Annotated in this window: 15 protein-coding genes; 5 read left to right on the forward strand and 10 right to left on the reverse strand. The window is 68.2% G+C overall.

What is annotated here, in order from left to right; genetic code table 11:
- Positions 1-29: 29 nt before the first annotated feature.
- The 4 genes from ACZ46S_RS14950 to ACZ46S_RS14965 all read left to right on the forward strand — a co-directional run bounded on the left by ACZ46S_RS14950 (position 30) and on the right by ACZ46S_RS14965 (position 4,801).
- The gene (locus ACZ46S_RS14950; protein ID WP_464062390.1) at positions 30-707 is read left to right on the forward strand and encodes a GntR family transcriptional regulator; all 678 of its coding nucleotides are present in this window, start codon (positions 30-32) and stop codon (positions 705-707) included.
- Between the two features lie 141 nt (positions 708-848).
- Positions 849-2,246, forward strand: coding sequence for an FAD-dependent tricarballylate dehydrogenase TcuA (gene tcuA / locus ACZ46S_RS14955; RefSeq protein ID WP_464062391.1), 1,398 nt, complete (start codon positions 849-851; stop codon positions 2,244-2,246).
- Positions 2,233-3,345 (forward strand): tricarballylate utilization 4Fe-4S protein TcuB, encoded by a 1,113-nt coding sequence (gene tcuB / locus ACZ46S_RS14960; RefSeq protein ID WP_464062392.1) that lies wholly within the window; start codon positions 2,233-2,235, stop codon positions 3,343-3,345. The genes tcuA and tcuB overlap by 14 nt, the downstream gene beginning before the upstream one ends.
- Positions 3,346-3,490: 145 nt before the next feature.
- On the forward strand, positions 3,491-4,801 hold the full coding sequence (locus ACZ46S_RS14965; protein ID WP_295745242.1) for an MFS transporter: 1,311 nt from the start codon (positions 3,491-3,493) through the stop codon (positions 4,799-4,801).
- A gap of 50 nt (positions 4,802-4,851) precedes the next feature.
- On the opposite strand, the gene ACZ46S_RS14970 is transcribed toward ACZ46S_RS14965, so the two are convergent.
- The 10 genes from ACZ46S_RS14970 to ACZ46S_RS15015 all read right to left on the reverse strand — a co-directional run bounded on the left by ACZ46S_RS14970 (position 4,852) and on the right by ACZ46S_RS15015 (position 15,587).
- Entirely contained in the window at positions 4,852-5,763 is a 912-nt protein-coding gene (locus ACZ46S_RS14970) for an acyltransferase domain-containing protein (protein WP_464062393.1), read from the reverse strand.
- Entirely contained in the window at positions 5,760-6,578 is an 819-nt protein-coding gene (locus ACZ46S_RS14975; protein ID WP_464062394.1) for a triphosphoribosyl-dephospho-CoA synthase, read from the reverse strand. Before ACZ46S_RS14975 ends, ACZ46S_RS14970 begins: the two co-directional genes overlap by 4 nt.
- A complete protein-coding gene (gene mdcG, locus ACZ46S_RS14980) occupies positions 6,575-7,234 on the reverse strand; it encodes a malonate decarboxylase holo-[acyl-carrier-protein] synthase (RefSeq protein WP_464062395.1) in 660 nt (219 codons plus the stop codon). Before mdcG ends, ACZ46S_RS14975 begins: the two co-directional genes overlap by 4 nt.
- Positions 7,227-7,952: a biotin-independent malonate decarboxylase subunit gamma gene (locus tag ACZ46S_RS14985; protein WP_464062396.1), complete on the reverse strand. Its 726-nt coding sequence runs from the start codon at positions 7,950-7,952 to the stop codon at positions 7,227-7,229. Before ACZ46S_RS14985 ends, mdcG begins: the two co-directional genes overlap by 8 nt.
- A complete protein-coding gene (locus tag ACZ46S_RS14990; RefSeq protein WP_464062397.1) occupies positions 7,939-8,856 on the reverse strand; it encodes a biotin-independent malonate decarboxylase subunit beta in 918 nt (305 codons plus the stop codon). The genes ACZ46S_RS14985 and ACZ46S_RS14990 overlap by 14 nt, the downstream gene beginning before the upstream one ends.
- A complete protein-coding gene (locus tag ACZ46S_RS14995; RefSeq protein ID WP_295745844.1) occupies positions 8,853-9,167 on the reverse strand; it encodes a malonate decarboxylase acyl carrier protein in 315 nt (104 codons plus the stop codon). Before ACZ46S_RS14995 ends, ACZ46S_RS14990 begins: the two co-directional genes overlap by 4 nt.
- A 10-nt stretch (positions 9,168-9,177) precedes the next feature.
- Positions 9,178-10,827, reverse strand: coding sequence for a malonate decarboxylase subunit alpha (gene mdcA / locus ACZ46S_RS15000; protein ID WP_464062398.1), 1,650 nt, complete (start codon positions 10,825-10,827; stop codon positions 9,178-9,180).
- A gap of 113 nt (positions 10,828-10,940) precedes the next feature.
- Positions 10,941-12,764, reverse strand: a complete 1,824-nt coding sequence (locus ACZ46S_RS15005) for a thiamine pyrophosphate-binding protein (RefSeq protein ID WP_464062399.1) — start codon at positions 12,762-12,764, stop codon at positions 10,941-10,943.
- Between the two features lie 80 nt (positions 12,765-12,844).
- Positions 12,845-14,674, reverse strand: coding sequence for a DNA helicase RecQ (gene recQ / locus ACZ46S_RS15010; RefSeq protein ID WP_464062400.1), 1,830 nt, complete (start codon positions 14,672-14,674; stop codon positions 12,845-12,847).
- 52 nt (positions 14,675-14,726) lie between these two features.
- Complete coding sequence (locus ACZ46S_RS15015; protein ID WP_464062401.1) at positions 14,727-15,587, reverse strand: DMT family transporter; 861 nt, start codon at positions 15,585-15,587, stop codon at positions 14,727-14,729.
- A gap of 107 nt (positions 15,588-15,694) precedes the next feature.
- Here ACZ46S_RS15015 and ACZ46S_RS15020 point away from each other — a divergent pair, with 107 nt between their 5' ends.
- Positions 15,695-17,083: an aminotransferase-like domain-containing protein gene (locus tag ACZ46S_RS15020; RefSeq protein ID WP_464062402.1), complete on the forward strand. Its 1,389-nt coding sequence runs from the start codon at positions 15,695-15,697 to the stop codon at positions 17,081-17,083.
- Positions 17,084-17,149 lie beyond the last annotated feature (66 nt).

Genomic DNA, 17,149 nt, shown 5'->3' on the forward strand with positions numbered 1-17,149 from the left:
TAAGCGGGGCGCACAGCAGAGGCGTTTCCATGGCCGCGCAGAAAGACAATATCGTCCGTAAACCCAGCCGCTCCAGCGGGCGCGATGCCTATGAGCTGTTGCTGGAAGGCATCGAGAACGGCGCCCTGCCGGCCGGCACCAGGCTGCGCGAGACCGAGCTGGCGCAGCGTTTCGCGCTCAGCCGCACGCCGATCCGCGAGGCGCTGAAGCGGCTGGAGCAGCAGGGGTTGATCACCCATGAGCCGCATCAGGGCATGGCCGTCACCTCGCTGGATTATAACCAGATCGCCGAGCTTTACGCGCTGCGCGAGGTGCTGGAAGGCACCGCGGCGCGGCTGGCGGCGCAGCATGCCTCGGCCATCGAGATCAGCGTGTTGGAGGAAATGGTGGCGGCGGACCGCGCCCGCACCGAGGACGCCGCCATGCTGGCGCGCACCAACCGGGCCTTTCACCAGCAGCTGCGCGATGCCGGGCGCAACCATTATCTGGGCCAGGCGCTGGAAAATCTGCGCCTGTCGCTCGCCTTGCTGCCGGGCACCACGCTGGGCGCGCCGGGGCGCGGGGCGGCGTCGGTGGAGGACCATGCCGCCATCGTCGCGCGCATCGCCGCGCGGGATCCGGAAGGGGCGGAGGAGGCAGCGCGCCTGCATATCCGCAATGCCTTCAAGACCCGCATCCAGCTGCTGCAGCAGCGCTTTACCGGCTGATGCGCTGACATTTCCGGACTGCCGGGCTGTTCGTGGCCTGACCGGCCGAGGCGGGTTTGTGGCGGCGCGATGAGCGGGCGATTGACAGAACAAGGCTGTCGCCGGTAATTGTATGCAACTGCATACAAAGACGAGGCCGGGATGGATCAGAAAGCCCTGCGTTACGACATCGTGGTGATCGGCGGCGGCAACGCCGCCCTCACCGCCGCACTGGAGGCGCGGCTGGCCGGGGCCAGCGTGCTGGTGCTGGAACATGCGCCGAAGGCGATGCGCGGCGGCAATTCCCGCCACACGCGCAATATCCGCGCCATGCATTCTGCCCCCACCTCGGTGCTGACCGAGGCCTATCTGGAAGATGAGTATTGGGACGATCTGCTGCGGGTGACCGGCGGCCAGACCGACGAGGCGCTGGCGCGGCTGACCATCCGTTCCACCCAGGAGGCGCTGCCCTTCATGGCGCGCTGCGGGGTGAAGTTTCAGCCCTCGCTGACCGGCACGCTGAGCCTCTCGCGCACCAACGCGTTCTTTCTCGGCGGCGGCAAGGCGTTGCTGAACGCCTATTACGCCACGGCCGAGGCGCTCGGGGTGGAGGTGCTCTACGATACCCAGGTGACCGAGGTGACCATCGAGGGCCGGCGGGTGCGGCGGCTGCAGGTCGTCTGCAAGGGGTTTCCGCTGGAGGTGACGGGCAAGGTGGTGATCGCCGCTTCCGGCGGGTTCCAGGCGAATATCGAATGGTTGAAGCAGGCCTGGGGGCCGCAGGCGGAGAATTTCCTGATCCGCGGCACGCCCTACGCGCAGGGGCGGGTGCTGCGCCATCTGCTGGACCAGGGCATCGCCTCGGTCGGCGATCCGACGCAATGCCATGCCGTGGCGATCGATGGCCGCGCGCCGAAATTCGATGGCGGCATCGCCACCCGTCTGGATTGCGTGCCGTTTTCCATCGTCGTCAACAAGCATGGCCAGCGTTTTTATAATGAGGGCGAGGATGTCTGGCCGAAGCGCTACGCGATCTGGGGGCGGCTGGTGGCGCAGCAGCCGGATCAGGTCGCCTACAGCATCATCGATAGCCGGGCGGAAAAACTCTTCATGCCGTCTGTGTTTCCGGCGATCAAGGCGGACAGCATCGCGGCGCTGGCGGAAAAACTGGGGCTGGAACCCGCGGCTTTGGAAGCAACCGTTGCCGCCTACAACGCCGCCTGCGTGCCCGGCGATTTCGACAGCTCCCGGCTCGACGGGGTGCATACGCAAGGGCTGGAACCGCCAAAGACCAACTGGGCGCGGCCGATTTTGCAAGCCCCCTTCATCGGCTATCCGCTGCGCCCGGGCATCACCTTCACCTATCTCGGCGTGAAGGTGAATGAGCGCGCGGAAGTGATCACGCAGGATGGCGGTGTGGTGGAAAATCTCTACGCTTCGGGGGAAATCATGGCCGGCAGCATTCTCGGCAAAGGCTATCTGGCGGGGTTTGGCATGGCGATCGGCACGGTGTTCGGCCGCATCGCGGGCAAGGAGGCGGCGCGTAATGTCCAGCGTTGAAATGATCGAGAGCGCGGCGATGGCCGATAGCCGCCGTGCGATGGAGGTGTGCAATGCCTGCCGCTATTGCGAAGGGTTTTGCGCGGTGTTTCCGGCGATGGAGCTGCATCGCGATTTCGCGGCCGGTGACCTCTCCTACCTCGCCAATCTCTGCCATGGCTGCAAGGGCTGTTACTATGCCTGCCAATATGCGCCGCCGCATGAATTCGGCATCAATGTCGCCCGCAGCTTCGCGCTGCTGCGCCAGGAGAGCTATGCCGAACATGCCTGGCCGGCGCCGCTGGGCCGCGCCTTCGCCCGCAACGGGCTGGTGACATCGCTGGCGATGGCCGGGGGCATCGCGCTGGTGTTGCTGCTGACCTTCCTGCTGCAATCGCCGGAAACGATCTTCGGCATTTTGCCGGTGACGCCGGGGGCTGGATTTTACCTGATTATCCCGAAAGCGGTGATGACGCTGACGGCGCTGGCGGCCGGGCTGTTCGCGGTGCTGGCGATGGGCATGGGGCTGGCCTCCTACTGGAGGGCCAGCGGCACGCGTGGCTGGACCATGAAGGATCTGCGCCAGGCCTGCAAGGATGTCGCCAGCCTGCGCTATCTCGGTGGCAACGGCCATGGCTGCAACGACAAGGATGGCAGCTTCTCCACCACCAGGCGGCATCTGCACCATCTGATGGCCTACGGGTTTCTGCTCTGCTTTGCCGCAACCAGCGCCGGCGCCTTTGAGGATTTGATTCTGGGCTGGCCGGCGCCCTACCCGCTGCTGAGCCTGCCGGTCTTGCTGGGGGTGTTGGGTGGCGCCGGCATTGTTTTCGGCTGCGCCGGGCTGCTCTGGGTGAAGCTGCAGGCGGACCAAGAACCGCAGGCGCGTGAGTTGCTGGGGGCGGATGCCGGGCTGTTGCTGCTGCTGTTGCTGATCGCCGTCACCGGGCTTCTGTTGCTGGCTCTGCGCGGGACCAGCGCCCAGGGGGTGACGCTGTGCGTGCATCTCGGGCTGGTGCTGGGCTTCTTCCTCACCATGCCCTACAGCAAATTCGTGCACGGGCTCTATCGTTTCGCCGCCCTGCTGCGCAACGCACAGGAGCAGCGCGAGGCCGGCTGAGCCATCGCAGCAGGGCCGTTCGGCTTTGCTGCGGTGCAAACTTGCCCAAATTGTCATGCGCGCGCGCCGGGTAATTCTCTGGCGCGCGGCGTTATTTGGGGTTATCGCTTCTGCCAAGATATATTTTTCGTAATAAGGGGGGAGTATGAGCGAAAGCCTCGTCGTGCCGAGTGCCGAGCAGATCCGCAAGGTTGCTGTTGCCAGCTTGATCGGATCGGTCATCGAACAATATGACTTTCTGGTCACCGGCATCACCGCCGCCACCATCTGGGGTGGCTTGTTCTTCAAGCTGCCGGGGCTGGCCGCGGTGGCCGCCGCGATCGGCGTCTATGGTCTGGGCATCATCATCCGCCCGCTTGGTGCCTTCATCTTCGGCAATATCGCCGATAAATACGGGCGCAAGGATGCGCTGGTCTGGGCGCTGGTGCTGATGGGTATTTCCACCCTCGCCATCGGGCTGACGCCAACCTACGCCTCGATCGGCGTGGCCGCGCCGGTGATGCTGGTGATTTTCCGTCTCTGCCAGGGCATCAGCTTCGGCGCCGAGTTCGGCACCGCCTCCACCTGGGTGGTCGAGCAGGCCGCCAACACCAAGAACCGCGCCTTCTGGGGCGCCTGGGTCGGGTTTGCGATTCCGATCGGGCTGATCCTCGGCTTCACCTCGGTGCTGTTCGTGAAATCTCTGATGACGCCTGCGGATTTCATCGCCTGGGGCTGGCGCATCTTCTTCTTCATCGGCTTCCTGGTCGCCATCGTCGGCATCCTGATCCGCGCGCGCACCCAGGACAGCTATCTGTTCGACAAGCTGCGCGACAAGAGCCATGTGCTGGACTTTCCGGCCGCGCGGGTCTGGCGCGAGATGCCGCTGCGCATCATCCGCACCTCCTTCGTGAATGCGATGTTCTCCGGCGCCTTCTTCCTCTCCTTCGTGTTCGGCACCAGCTACATGAAAGCTGTCGGCTTCACCGCGACGCAGGCGGAAGTGATCGGGCTGATCGCCGCCGCCTTCATGCTGGTGTTCATGTATATCGGCTCGCTGCTCGCGGATAAGATCAACCGCCGCACCGTGCTGCTGATTTCCGCCGTGGTGTTCCTGGTCTTCATCATTCCGTATTTCTATCTGATCAACACCCAGAACATCTATCTGGCGGCGATCGCGGAAATCATCGGGTTCGGCTTTGTGTTCGGTTTCGGCTATGGCGCGATCCCGACCTTCTACACCGAGAATTTCCCGACCCGCTACCGTGCCTCCGGGGCGAGCGCTGGGTATCAGGTCAGCCAGATCTATGGCGGCGGTCTGCTGCCGATCATCGCCGGGCAGATCCTCAAGGATCTCGGCATTCATCACGCCTATCTCTATATCGGCGGGATCGTGATGGTGTACGCCCTGGCCGCGATCATCGCCATTCTGATGACGCCGGATACCACCAAGCTGGACATGAACGCGGATTACTGAACCCCGCGCGCATCACGAAAAATGCCGGCATCCGCCGGCATTTTTTTTGCCTACCCGGCGAGCCAGGCGTTGATGCCGGCGATGCTGCGGAACTCTTCCAGCGCGCGCACCGCGCCGGCGGGAAAAAGCGGCGCGGCCATGTGCGCGAGCGCGCGGCCGGGGCCGAGCTCCAGCACGCGGGTGGCGCCGCTGGCGGCGCAGCCATCGAGGCAGGCGGCCCAGTTGATCGGCGCGGCGAGCTGGCGGGCCAGCGCGTCGATGCCCGCATCGAGATCGAAGACCGGGCGCCCATCCAGACCGCCCAGCAGGCGCAGCCCTGGCCGGGGCGGGCGCGGTCCGGCGGCGCGCAGGGCGGCGGCGAAGGGCGCTACGGCATCCTGCAGAAACCGGGTGTGGGCGGGCACGGCAACCGGCAGCCGCACCGCCCGGCCAGCGCCCTGCGCCAGGGCCGCGTCGCACAAGGCGGCCAGCCCCTCATCCGCCCCGCCGACGACGACATGATCCGCCGCATTGACGATGGCGATGACCGCGCCATGGGCGGTCAGCAGCGGGTCCAGCGCCGCGCGGTCCAGCCCGAGGATCGCCGCCAGCCCGTGGCCGGGCGGGGCGGCCTCCTGCATCAGCGTGGCGCGCGTTGCGGCCAGGCGCAGCGTGGTCGGGGCGTCGAAAATCCCGGCGCAGCCCCAGGCGGCCAGCTCGCCGATGCTGTAGCCCGCCAGCACGCCGCGCCCCGGGGCCAGCGCCGCCCAGCCGGCGAGCGCCTGGGTGCAGCAGAGGATTTGCGCAACGCGGCCGGAGAACAGATCCGCCCCGGGTCGCGCCACCAGGCTGCGCGGGTCTTCCCCCAGCAGGCTGGCGGCGGCGGCGAAAACCGGTTCGGCCTCGGACACCTGCGCCAGCGCGCCGAACATGGCCGGATGCTGGCCGCCCTGGCCGGCGCAGAGAAAGGCGGGCGGGGTCATGGCCGGGAGAGCGCGTCGATGAACAGCGCCATCGCCAGTAGGTCGGCGCAGCCGCCGGGGCTGAGATGCCGGGCGACGAAGGCTTCATGCACGCTCACGGCGCGGGCCTGCCAGCCGGGGGCGCGGATGCCGCCGTCGGCCAGGAAGGAAGCGGCCTGGTCGGCGGCGAAGCGGGCTCCTTCGGCCCCGCCCCGGTGCAGCAGATTGGTGTCGCTCACCTGCGCGATGAGGGCGAAGCAGGCTTGCACCGCGCCGTGCTGGGCGCTGGCGGTCGTGCGCAGGGCTGGCAGGGCGATTTCATAGACCGAGGGAAATCCCGCCATCGCCTCCGCCCGGGCGCCACCGGCGCCATAGCGGCGCAGCGCCTGGCTGCCATGGCTGAATAACGGCACCGGCCCGCGCCCGATCGCCGCCCCCCAGCGCGCCGCCACCACCCGGCCCAGCACGGCGGGAGCGGCGCCGGTGCCGGCGGCGGCGGCGAGCAGGCCGAGCCCGAAAATCGCGCCGCGATGGGTGTTGACGCCGCCGGTGGCGCGCAGCATCGCCGCCTCGGCTTGCAGCCCGATGGCGCGCAGCCGGTCCATCGCCGCCCCCGCTTGGCCCGCCGCCGCCAGGGCGGTGAAGAAAGGGCGCAGGGTGAGGGCGCTGGCCCGCAATGTCGTGGCGTCCATGTCCCGATGGCTGCCGGAATCCCGGTGGCTGACCAGGCCGGGTTTGGGCCAAACCGCCAGTTCGCGCAGCAGCGCCCGGCAGGCGGCGGCGCCGATGGCCTCAGGCGCCAGGGCCGGGGCCTGGGTGGGGTGCGGGGCGTTCATGCCGCCAGCAGCATGGCGCGCGGCAGCAGCCGGGCGCGCTGCGACTCTTTCACCAGCAGCATGTCCTGCGGGCCGGCGGCGTGGAATTCACGCCAGTTCACGGCCTGGCCGCCGGGGAAGAGCAATTCGCCATCCAGCCGCGGGCCGGGCCCCGCCGCCGCCTGCGCCAAATCGGCGGCCAAAGCCGGCGCCATGTCGGCGGTGCCGAGCGGCCAGAGCGTGTCGAGGTCCGAGGACGGGCTCAGATAGGCGAGGCCGGTGAGATGCTGCCAGGCCAGCCCCCCGAAACAAGCGGGAGCGATGCCGTATTGCGTGCCAAGTGCCAGCAGGGCCGCGATGCGCGGCTGCCAGTCGGCCGGGGCGGCGATGGCGGCCTGCGCCAGCGGCGGCGGCGGGCTGGCGGCGAGGATGGCGCTGGCCGGTACGGCCAGGGCGATGCGCTGCTTGCCCTGCGCCGGCGGCAAGGGCACGCCGAGCGGCACCAGCCCCGGCGCATCGCAAGGAAGCGGGCGGCGGATAATCGCCGGCCAGCCTTTCACCGCCCAGCCTTGCAGCAGTGCCAGCCCGCCTTGCGCATGCCTGTCCAGCGCCGCCACCCAGGCGGCTTCTTCCACCCGCACCAGCGCATGGCGCTGCCAGACGGGGGCTTCAGCCATGCGCGGCGGCTTGCGCCATCACCTGCGCGGCGATGTCATGCGCCCGCTTGCGCCCGCCCCGGGCCTTGCCCAGCGCATCGCGCGCATCATCGCGCGGCGGCGGCGCGGCGAGGGTGGCGGCCAGCCGCGCGGCCAGCTCGTCCGGCGGCCAGATCTCCGCGATCGCCCCGGTGGCGAAAAGCGGTTCCAGCCCGGGGGCGAAGATCGGTGTGGTCTGCGCCAGCGCCTCCAGCGTCTCCAGCTTGAGCTTGGTGACGCGGGCGATGGAGGGCAGGTCCATCACGCTGGGATAGGCATCCGGCAGCGCCACCAGCATCTGGGTGGAGAGGGCGGTGGCGATGAAGGCGCCGGCGGCGGCGCGGCCATAGAGCAGCCCGAGCGTGAACATGCCCGTCTCGGCGGCCAGGGCCAGGGATTTGGCGAGATGCGCCAGCGCCTCGTTCAGCCCCAGCAGCTCCTCGCGCCGGGCCATCTCCTGGGCGGCGGTATCCACCAGCACCAGCAGCGGCGCTTGGCTTGCGGCGGCCACCAGTTCCAGCACATGGCCGGAGAGGATCAGCGCGGCCTCGATCCCCAGCGGCGTGCCGGACTCGATGCCGATGATCTCGACCCGCCCGGTGCCCGGCAGCGCCGCCATGCCGCGCAGCGTGCCGAAGCCGCCTTGCTGAATGCTGCAGCCGGCGGGAAACAAGGCGGTCAGCAGCTCATCGCGCGTCATGCTCGGCCTCCTTCAGGCGCGGGAGGGCGGCGTAATCCGCCTCGGACAAATCGGGCACCGGGGCGGGGGCTTCCAGCCCGGCCTGGTGCCAGATCTCGGTGGCATCCCGGCAGGCGCCATAGGCGGCGAGGCGCTGGCTCAGCCGCGCCTGTTCGGCCTGCAGGCTCTCCAGGGTGAAGGGCGGGGCGCTGGGGATCTGCGCCAGGGCGGCATCGCGGAAGGCGGAGATGCGGTCCGCGACATAGGCATCCGTACCGCCGAGCAGGGCGCGCGAGCGCCCGCCCGTGACCCGCCAGACCAGCCCGCGATCCTTCGAATCGAACTCCTCGACGCCCTTGTTGGTCTCGATCACTTCCGGGCCGCTGACGCTGATGCGGCCATGGCCTGAGACGATGATGCGGCTGCAGCTGGCGGCGATGATGCCGCCGCCGCCGAACGCCCCGGCCCGGCCGCCGACCAGCGCGATCACCGCCACCCCGGCGAGGCGGGCCGCGATGATGGCGCGCAGTACCTCGGAAATCGCCATCTCGCCGGCATTGGCCTCCTGCAGCCGCACCCCGCCAGTATCCAGCGCCAGCAGCACGGCTTGTATCTTTTGCGCGGCGGCGGCGCGCAGCAGCCCGACCAGCTTGGCCCCGTGCAGCTCGCCAAAGGCGCCGCCCATGAACCGGCCCTCCTGCGCGGCGACATAGACCGGCATGCCCCGCAGCAGGCCGGCGCCGATGATGATGCCGTCATCGAAGGCGCCGGTGAGGTTGAATTGCGCCAGATGCGGGCTGAGGCAGCGCGCCTGCGGCCCCATGAATTCGGTGAAGCTGCCAGGGTCGAGCAGCCCCTGCGCGCGGTCGCGGGCGGAGGCCTCGTAATAATAATCGCTCTGCGCGTTGATGCCGGGCGCGTTCATGCCGGCTGCTCCATCAGCGCGGCCCCCTGCATCAGCCGCAGCCCGACCACATCCGGTCGCGCGCCGCCATCATTGATGGAAAAATGCAGCCCGCCGACCGGCAGGCGCGCGCAGAAATCGTTGATCACGGCTTCCCACAAATCCCGAAAGCCGGTGGCGGCGGTGGCGATATCGAACAAAGCCTCGCCAGGCGGCTGGCTGCGCTCGACCAGCAATTCGAGATTGCCGGAGGCGTTGACGCCGAGGCTGGCCAAGCGGCGCCCGCCCGGCGCGAGGCGGGCCTGCTCGATGCGGATCTGGAACTGCTCCATCGCGGTTCTCCTACCAATTCCTGAATTTGGCCGGTGGGCGGTACAGCCCGCCGGAGCAGGCGACCAGATCCTGCACCGAGCGCGCCGCCAGCAGCTGGCGGGTGGCGTCCAGCGGCGAGATGCCGAGATCCTCCGGCCGCTGGATCACCTTGCGGGCGCGCAAGCGCTCCACCGCCGCCCGGTCGCGTCCGCGCCCGATCGGGGTGAAGCCGGCGACGCCGCGGATCGCCTGTTCGCGCTCTTGCGGGGTGCGGCAGAGCAGCAGATTGGCGATGCCTTCCTCGGTGACGATATGGGTGACGTCGTCGCCATAGATCATCACCGGGGCGAGATCGAGCTTGAGGTCGCGGGCCATGCGCACGCTGTCCAGCTCCTCGACGAAGCGCGGCACCAGCTTTTCACCGAAGGTCTCCACCATCTGCACCACCAGCTTGCGCCCGCGCACCAGGCTGCCGGCCTCGCCGGCGGCCTCCTGCCCGGCCTGCATCCAGGCCGGCGAGGCGTGGCGGCGGCCACGCGCATCCGCGCCCATGTTCGGCGCCCCGCCAAAGCCGGCGATGCGGCCATTGGTGAAGGTGGAGCTGTTGCCGGCGAGGTCGATCTGCAAGGTGGAGCCGATGAACATGTCGCAGGCATAGAGCCCGGCGGTTTGGCACATCAGCCGGTTGGAGCGCAGCGTGCCATCCCGGCCGAGGAAGAAGATATCCGGCCGGGCGGACATATACTGGTCCATCCCCACCTCGCTGCCGAAGCAATGCACCTGCTCCACCCAGCCGCTTTCGATGGCGGGGATCAGTGTCGGGTGCGGGTTGAGGGCGAAATGCGTGGCGATTTTGCCGCGCAGCCCCAGCGCCTCGCCATAGGTCGGCAGGATCAGCTCGATCGCCGCGGTGGGAAAGCCGATGCCGTGATTGAGCCGGCGCACGCCATAGGGTGCGTAGATGCCCTTCAGCGCCATCATCGCCATCAAAATCTGCACCTCGGTGATGGCGGCGGGGTCGCGGGTGAAAAGCGGCTCGACATAGAAGGGCCGGTCCGCCTCGATGACGAAATCCACCATGCTGCCGGGGATGTCGACGCGGGGCAGCTTGTCGACGATCTTGTTCACCTGCGCCACCACGATGCCGGATTTGAAGGCGGTGGCTTCGACGATGGTCGGCGTGTCCTCGGTGTTCGGGCCGGTATAGAGATTGCCCTCATGATCCGCCTGCACCGCCGCGATCAGCGCCACATTCGGGGTGAGATCCATGAAATAGCGGGCGAACAGCTCGATATAGGTATGCACTGCGCCAAGCTCGATCTTGCCGGCATCCAGCGCCCGGGCGATGGCGGCACTTTGCGGGCCGGAATAGGAGAAATCCAGCTTGCGGGCGAGGCCGCGCTCGAACAGATCCAGATGCGCCTGCAGCACCACGCCGGACTGGACGATGTGCAGATCATGGATCTCGGCCGGGTCCAGCCCGGCCAGCGCATCGGCCAGGAAATCCGCCTGCTTCTGGTTGTCGCCTTCCAGGCAGAGCCGGTCCCCCGGGCGGATGAGGGCGCGCAGCAGGGCGCTGACCCGCGCGGTGGGGACGATTTTGCCATCGCTGAGCGGTGCTGCCGCATCGAGCCGCGCCTGGCGCTCACGGCGCTGCCGATCCCATGATTTCAAACCCATGATGTCGATCTCATGTTACCCCGGCACCCTCCATTCGCGCCGCCTTCAGGCGAGGCTTTGGCGGGGAGGGTGCGGTGTCGGCGCCGCGCTGTCAATGCGCGGCGGGTGGAGGATCAGAGGAGGATTTTTTCTGATTCTTCGGTGAGCCCGACCAGCATTTGCGCCCGCAGCTCCTCGCGCGGCAGCAGCGGGGTCATGTCCTCAAGCGGCATCGAGAGCAGCGTGCCGTCCGGCTGCGGCACCGCGATGGCTTTCGGCCACAGCGATTCATCCGATGTGACTCTGATATCGCAGATGAACGGCCCGGGCTGCGCCAGCGTATGGGCGATGCCGGCCTCCAGATCGGCGGCGTCCTCGATGCGCATCGCCGGCAGCCCCATCGCCTGCGCCAGGGCGACGAAATCCGGCATGAACAGCCCCGCTTCCGGCCCGGTGCCGACATAGCGGCCATTGAAGTAATTGCGCTGGGTGTTGCGGATGGAGCCGTAGCCGCGGTTATTGATGATGAACATCCGCACCGGCAGGTTGAGCCCGCGCAAGGTCGCCAGCTCCTGCAAATTCATCATCAGGCTGCCATCGCTCTCCACGCCGATGGTGGGCTGGCGCCCGCGCGCCACGCAGGCGCCGATCATCGCCGGCAGACCATAACCCATCGAGCCGAGGCCGGAGGTGGTGCACAGGCGCTGGCCGCGCTTGGCCTCGAAGGTCATCCAGAAGCTCTCGATCGCCAGGCCAGAGCCGCCGGTCATCACCAGCGCATTTTCCGGGAAGGCCTTGGCGAAGGCGCTGATCAGGTGGAAATGGCTGATCTCGCCCGCAGCCGGCCAGGGGGCGCCGCCATTCAGCGCGTAGCGTTGCTTCCATTCGGCATAGCGGGCGAAACAGGCGCTGCGGTCGCGCGGCTGCAGCCGGGCTTTTTCAGCCAGCGCGGCGGCGATGAAATCCTTCGCTTCCGCGAGCACCTTCAGCTCGATCTCATGGGTGTATTTATCCAGCTCCACCGGGTCCACATCCACCATCACCTTGCGCGCGGCCCGTCCGAAGCGGCCGGGATTGAAGGCGGTGAGGGAATTGTCCAGCCGGGTGCCGATGCAGATCAGCAGATCGGCATTCTGGATGGCGAAATTCGGCGCGCGCAACGCCACCGTGCCGGGCTTGCCGAAATTCAGCGGATGCGCGGCGGGCAGCATGTCCTGGGCATTCCAGCTGGTCTGCACCGGAATGCCGAAGGCTTCGATCATCTCGCTCAGCAATGCGGCAGCACCCCCCAGGCGCACACCATGGCCGATGAAGAAGATCGGCCGCTCGGCCGCGTTGATCAGCTCGATCATCCGCGCGGCTGCCGCGCGCAGCGGCGCCGCGGGGGCGGGGGCGGGAGGCGTGAAGCCGCGCATCGCCGCCGGCTCGACCGGGCCGCCCTGAATATCCAGCGGCACGTCGAGCCAGACCGGGCCGGGGCGGCCGGTGGTGGCGAGGTGGAAGGCTTTTTCAAGATGATAGCGCAGATCCTGCCCATCCATCACGGTGACGGCATATTTGGTCATGCCCTTCACCATCTCGACGATATCGACCTCCTGCGGGCCCTTTTGCCGCAAGCCTGAATCGCCCTTGAGGTCGGCGCGCTTGACCTGGCCGGAGATGATCAGCAGCGGGCAGGATTCCGCCCAGGCCTCGCCCGCGCCGGTGATCGCGTTGGTGGCGCCGGGGCCGGAGGTGACGAGGGCGACGCCGACCTGCTCGGTGACGCGCGAATAGGCTTCCGCCGCCATGGCGCAGGCCTGTTCATGATGCATCGGCACCGCCTCCAGCCCGGCGGCCTGGCCCATCGCGTCCGAGAGAAACATATTACCGCCGCCCGGCACCAGAAAGACGGATTTGACTCCCCGCCCGACCAGGAATTCGGCAATATAATCGGCGCCGCGCAGTGTGTTTGTCATGTCAGATCGGACCAGTCCGTAGGTTTCGAGCGATGGTGGTAGGCTATAGCGCAATGGCGGGTGGGGTAAATCTCGGCAGGCTATGCCCCCGCCCCCACGATCTCCAAAATCTCCGCCCCGTAGCGCTCGATCTTCGAGGCGCCGATGCCGGGTATCTCCGCCAGTGCGGCGGCGTTGGCGGGGCGGGCGGTGGCGATGGCGGCTAGGGTGGCGTCGTGGAAGATCACATAGGCCGGCACGTTCTGGGCCTTGGCCAGGCGTGAGCGTTCGGCGCGCAGCGCCTCGAACAAGGCCTTGTCGCTTTCCGCCACCTCCAGCCGGCTGGCTTTCTTTTTCAGCAGCCCGCGTGCGGTGAAGCTGCTGGCCTCCTGGCGCAGCCGCACGCTTTCCTTGCCGCGCAAGATCGCCTCGCCGGCTTGCGTGAGGCAGAGCGCGCCGTAATTCTCATGGTCCACCTCCAGCGCCCCGCGCACGATCAGCTGGCGGAACACCGAGCCCCAGCCTTTGCGGTCCAGCTCGCTCCCCACCCCGAAGGTCGGTAGCTGGTCATGCTCGAAACGTTCCACCTTCTCGGTCTTCACCCCCAGCAGAATATCGGTGAGATGGCCGACGCCGAAGCGTTGGCGGGTGCGCCAGGCGGCGGAGAGGGCTTTTTGCGCGGCGATGGTGCCGTCCCAGGTTTCCGCCGGGGTGATGCAGTTGTCGCAATTGCCGCAGGGCTGGGCCAGGGTTTCGCCGAAATGCGCCAAGATCGCCTGGCGGCGGCAGGTGATGGTCTCGCAGACACCCAGCAGCGAATCCAGCTTGCGCCGCTCCACCTGCTTGATCTCGGCCGGGGCGTTGCTCTGCTCGATCATCCCCCGGCGCAGCACCAGATCCTGCATGCCATAGAGCAGCAGCGTTTCCGCCGGCAGCCCGTCGCGCCCGGCGCGGCCGGTTTCCTGATAATAGGCCTCCAGGCTGGAGGGCAGGTCCAGATGCACGACAAAGCGCACATCCGGCTTGTCCACCCCCATGCCGAAGGCCACGGTGGCGACCAGCACCAGCCCGTCCTCGGTGGTCAGGAATTCATCCTGGTTGGCGGCCCGGGTCTCGGCCGGCATGCCGGCATGGTAGGGCAAAGCGCGGATGCCGTGCTGGTTCAATGCGGCGGCGGTCTGCTCGACGCTGTTGCGGCTGAGGCAATAGACGATGCCGCTCTCTCCCTCATGCGCGCGCAGGAAGGTTTGCAGCTGGCGCAAAGGCGCCTCCTTGCGCAGCACGGCGTAGCGGATATTCGGGCGGTCGAAGCTGGAGAGGAAGAGTGGCGCCTCCTCCAGCCCCAGCCTCTGGGCGATGTCCTGCCGGGTCTGCGGGTCGGCGGTGGCGGTCAGCGCCATGCGCGGCACGCCGGGGAAGCGCTCGGCCAGTTGTGAGAGGCCCAGATATTCCGGCCGGAAATCATGCCCCCATTGGCTGACGCAATGCGCCTCATCGATGGCGATGAGGGCGATGCGCGCCCCATCCATCATCTCCAGGAAATCCGGCATCAGCAGCCGTTCCGGGGCGGCGTAGAGCAGTTTCAGCCGCCCGGCGCGCAGGTCAGAGCGCACCTGGGCGCGCTCGGGCGCGGCGAGGCTGGAATTGAGGGCGGCCGCCGGCACGCCGAGCTGGCGCAAAGCCGCCACCTGGTCGCGCATCAGCGCGATCAGCGGCGAGACGACGATGCCAACCCCGTCCCGGCATAGAGCCGGGAGCTGGTAGCAGAGGGATTTGCCGCCGCCGGTCGGCATCAGCACCAGCGCGTCGCCGCCGGCGCAGACATGCTGGACGATCTCTTCCTGCTGGCCGCGAAAGCCGGGCAGGCCGAAGACCCGGTGCAGGAGGTCGTGCGGGTCCGCTGCAGGGCGGGCGAGGGAGGAGCTGGCCATGCCCGAAGGTACAACCCCGCGCCGTGGCCGGGCAATCTTGCGCGGGGGTAAATCAGATGAAGCGCCGCGCCCCGCCGACGCAGGCGGCAATGCCGACCATGCTGGCGAACATTGCCGGCGGCACCGTCTCATGCAGCACCAGCGCCGAGGCGGCGAGGCCCAGGGCCGGCTGCAAAAGCTGCAACTGCCCGACGGCGGCGATGCCCCCCAGCGCCAGCCCGCGATACCAGAAGATGAAGCCGATCAGCATGCTGAACAGAGCGACATAGCCAAGCCCCATCCAGGCGCGCTGCGGCACGGTGGCGAAGCTGGCGGGAGCGCTGAGCCAGCCCAGCACCAGCATCCAGGGCAGGGCCAGAACCAGCGCCCAGGAGATGACCTGCCAGCCGCCCAGCCGGCGGGCGAGCTTGGCACCCTCGGCATAGCCCAGGCCGCAGACCAGGATGGCGCCCAGCATCAGCCCCACGCCGGCCGGCGGCAGCTGCGCCTTGTGGCGCAGTGCCACCAGCACCACGCACGCGCTGCCCAGCACGGCGAAGGCCCAGAAGCCCGGGCGCGGCCTCTCACCCCCGCGCAGCACCCCGAACAGAGCGGTGGAAAGCGGCAGCAGGCCGAGGAAAATCTGCGATTGCGCGGCATCGATATGGCGCAGCGCCAGGGCGGTGAGCAGGGGAAAGCCCAGCACCACGCCGAGTGCGACGATGCAGAGCGAGAGCAGATCGCCCCGCGCCGGCCGGCTCTGGCGCAGCGCCAGCAAGGCCGCCAGGGCCAGCAGCCCGGCCAGCACGGCGCGGGCCAAGGTGAGAAAGACCGGGTCGAACCCGGCCAGGGCGGCGCGGGTGGCGGGCATCGAGCCGCTGAAACAGATCATCCCCAGCCCGCCCCAGACAAAGCCGCCCATCGTCTTGTTCATCGTCGTCTCACCCGAAAAAAGCCGATAGAGCCGGAAAGCCTCTGGCGGGACCAGAGACGGATCGGTACAATTCAACCAAACTGTACTGGTAATGTTGAGGGTACACTATGTCCGAATCCAGCCTGGTGGCACAGCTTGTCGGGGAGATACGCGGGCGCATCGCTTCGCGCGGGCTGGGGGCGGGGATGCGGCTGCCCTCCATCCGGGCGCAGGCGGGGCAGGCGGGTGTGTCCAAAAGCACGGTGGTGGAGGCGTATGACCGGCTGGTGGCGGAAGGGGTGATCGAATCCCGTCGTGGCTCGGGGTTTTACGTCGCCGGGCGCACCGCGCCGCTGAATCTGGCCGAGGCCGGGCCGGATCTGGACCGCGATGTCGATCCGCTTTGGGTCTCGCGGCAGACGCTGGAGACGCCGGCTGATGTGCTCAAACCCGGCTGCGGCTGGCTGCCGCCCTCCTGGCTGCCGGAGGATAGTCTGCGCCGGGCGCTGCGCGGGCTGGCGCGGGCGGAGGCTTCGGTGCTGGGCGATTATGGCAGCCCGCTCGGGTTGCCGGCCTTGCGCGAGTATCTGGCCCGCCGCCTGGCCGGGCAGGGCGTGCCGGCCGCGCCGGGGCAGATCCTGCTCACCGAATCCGGCACCCAGGCGGTGGATCTGCTCTGCCGGTTTCTGCTGGAGCCGGGCGACACGGTGCTGGTGGATGATCCCTGCTATTTCAATTTCCGGGCCTTGCTGCGGGCGCACCGGGTGCGGGTGGTGAGCGTGCCCTACACCCCGCAAGGGCCGGATCTGGCGGCCTTCGCGCAGGTGCTGGCGGCGGAAAAACCGCGCCTCTACATCACCAACTGCGCCGTGCATAACCCGACCGGCGCCGCCCTCGCCCCGGCCAGCGCGCATCGGGTATTGAAGCTGGCCGAGCAGCATGACCTGATCATCATCGAGGACGATATTTTCGCGGATTTTGAGGCCGAGCCCACGCCGCGCCTCGCCGCGTTCGACGGGCTGGAGCGGGTGGTGCAGATCGGCAGCTTTTCCAAGACCATCTCCGCCTCCCTGCGGTTGGGCTATATCGCGGTGAAGCCGGGCTGGATCGAGGGACTGATCGATCTGAAAATTGCGACTTCCTACGCCAGCGGCCGGTTGAGCGCGGAGCTGCTGCTGGCGGTGCTGCGCGATGGCGGGCGGCGTAAGCATGTGGAGGCGCTGCGGGCCCGGCTGGCGGCGGCGATGGGGCAGGTGGCGGGGCGGCTGCAGGCGATTGGCGTGCGGCCCTGGATGATGCCGAAAGCAGGGATGTTTCTGTGGTGCGCATTGCCGGCGGGGGTGGACGCCGCGCAGCTCGCCCGCGAGGCGCTGGCGCATGGTGTCGTGCTCGCCCCCGGCAATGTGTTCAGCCCGGCACAGACCGCTTCAGGATTTTTGCGCTTCAACGTCGCGCAATGCGCCGACCCCCGGATTTTCCAGACGCTGGACCGCGCCCTGCGAAGCGCACAGGCTTGAGGTGGCAAAAATTTTTGTTTTGGTAGGGTTTTAAAAAGCCGGGCCCCGCCCAGAGGGAAAAGCGGG

The sequence above is a fragment of the Acidocella aluminiidurans genome (assembly GCF_055383125.1).

Bases quoted from the DNA above. Each gene is read 5' to 3' on its own strand.
- ACZ46S_RS14990 (WP_464062397.1), bottom strand. From the start codon at position 8,856: ATGAACGCGCCCGGCATCAACGCGCAGAGCGATTATTATTACGAGGCC.
- ACZ46S_RS14950 (WP_464062390.1), top strand. From the start codon at position 30: ATGGCCGCGCAGAAAGACAATATCGTCCGTAAACCCAGCCGCTCCAGC.
- ACZ46S_RS15020 (WP_464062402.1), top strand. From the start codon at position 15,695: ATGTCCGAATCCAGCCTGGTGGCACAGCTTGTCGGGGAGATACGCGGG.
- tcuA (WP_464062391.1), top strand. From the start codon at position 849: ATGGATCAGAAAGCCCTGCGTTACGACATCGTGGTGATCGGCGGCGGC.
- recQ (WP_464062400.1), bottom strand. From the start codon at position 14,674: ATGGCCAGCTCCTCCCTCGCCCGCCCTGCAGCGGACCCGCACGACCTC.
- ACZ46S_RS14965 (WP_295745242.1), top strand. From the start codon at position 3,491: ATGAGCGAAAGCCTCGTCGTGCCGAGTGCCGAGCAGATCCGCAAGGTT.
- mdcG (WP_464062395.1), bottom strand. From the start codon at position 7,234: ATGGCTGAAGCCCCCGTCTGGCAGCGCCATGCGCTGGTGCGGGTGGAA.
- tcuB (WP_464062392.1), top strand. From the start codon at position 2,233: ATGTCCAGCGTTGAAATGATCGAGAGCGCGGCGATGGCCGATAGCCGC.
- ACZ46S_RS14985 (WP_464062396.1), bottom strand. From the start codon at position 7,952: ATGACGCGCGATGAGCTGCTGACCGCCTTGTTTCCCGCCGGCTGCAGC.
- ACZ46S_RS15015 (WP_464062401.1), bottom strand. From the start codon at position 15,587: ATGAACAAGACGATGGGCGGCTTTGTCTGGGGCGGGCTGGGGATGATC.
- ACZ46S_RS14995 (WP_295745844.1), bottom strand. From the start codon at position 9,167: ATGGAGCAGTTCCAGATCCGCATCGAGCAGGCCCGCCTCGCGCCGGGC.
- mdcA (WP_464062398.1), bottom strand. From the start codon at position 10,827: ATGGGTTTGAAATCATGGGATCGGCAGCGCCGTGAGCGCCAGGCGCGG.
- ACZ46S_RS14970 (WP_464062393.1), bottom strand. From the start codon at position 5,763: ATGACCCCGCCCGCCTTTCTCTGCGCCGGCCAGGGCGGCCAGCATCCG.
- ACZ46S_RS15005 (WP_464062399.1), bottom strand. From the start codon at position 12,764: ATGACAAACACACTGCGCGGCGCCGATTATATTGCCGAATTCCTGGTC.
- ACZ46S_RS14975 (WP_464062394.1), bottom strand. From the start codon at position 6,578: ATGAACGCCCCGCACCCCACCCAGGCCCCGGCCCTGGCGCCTGAGGCC.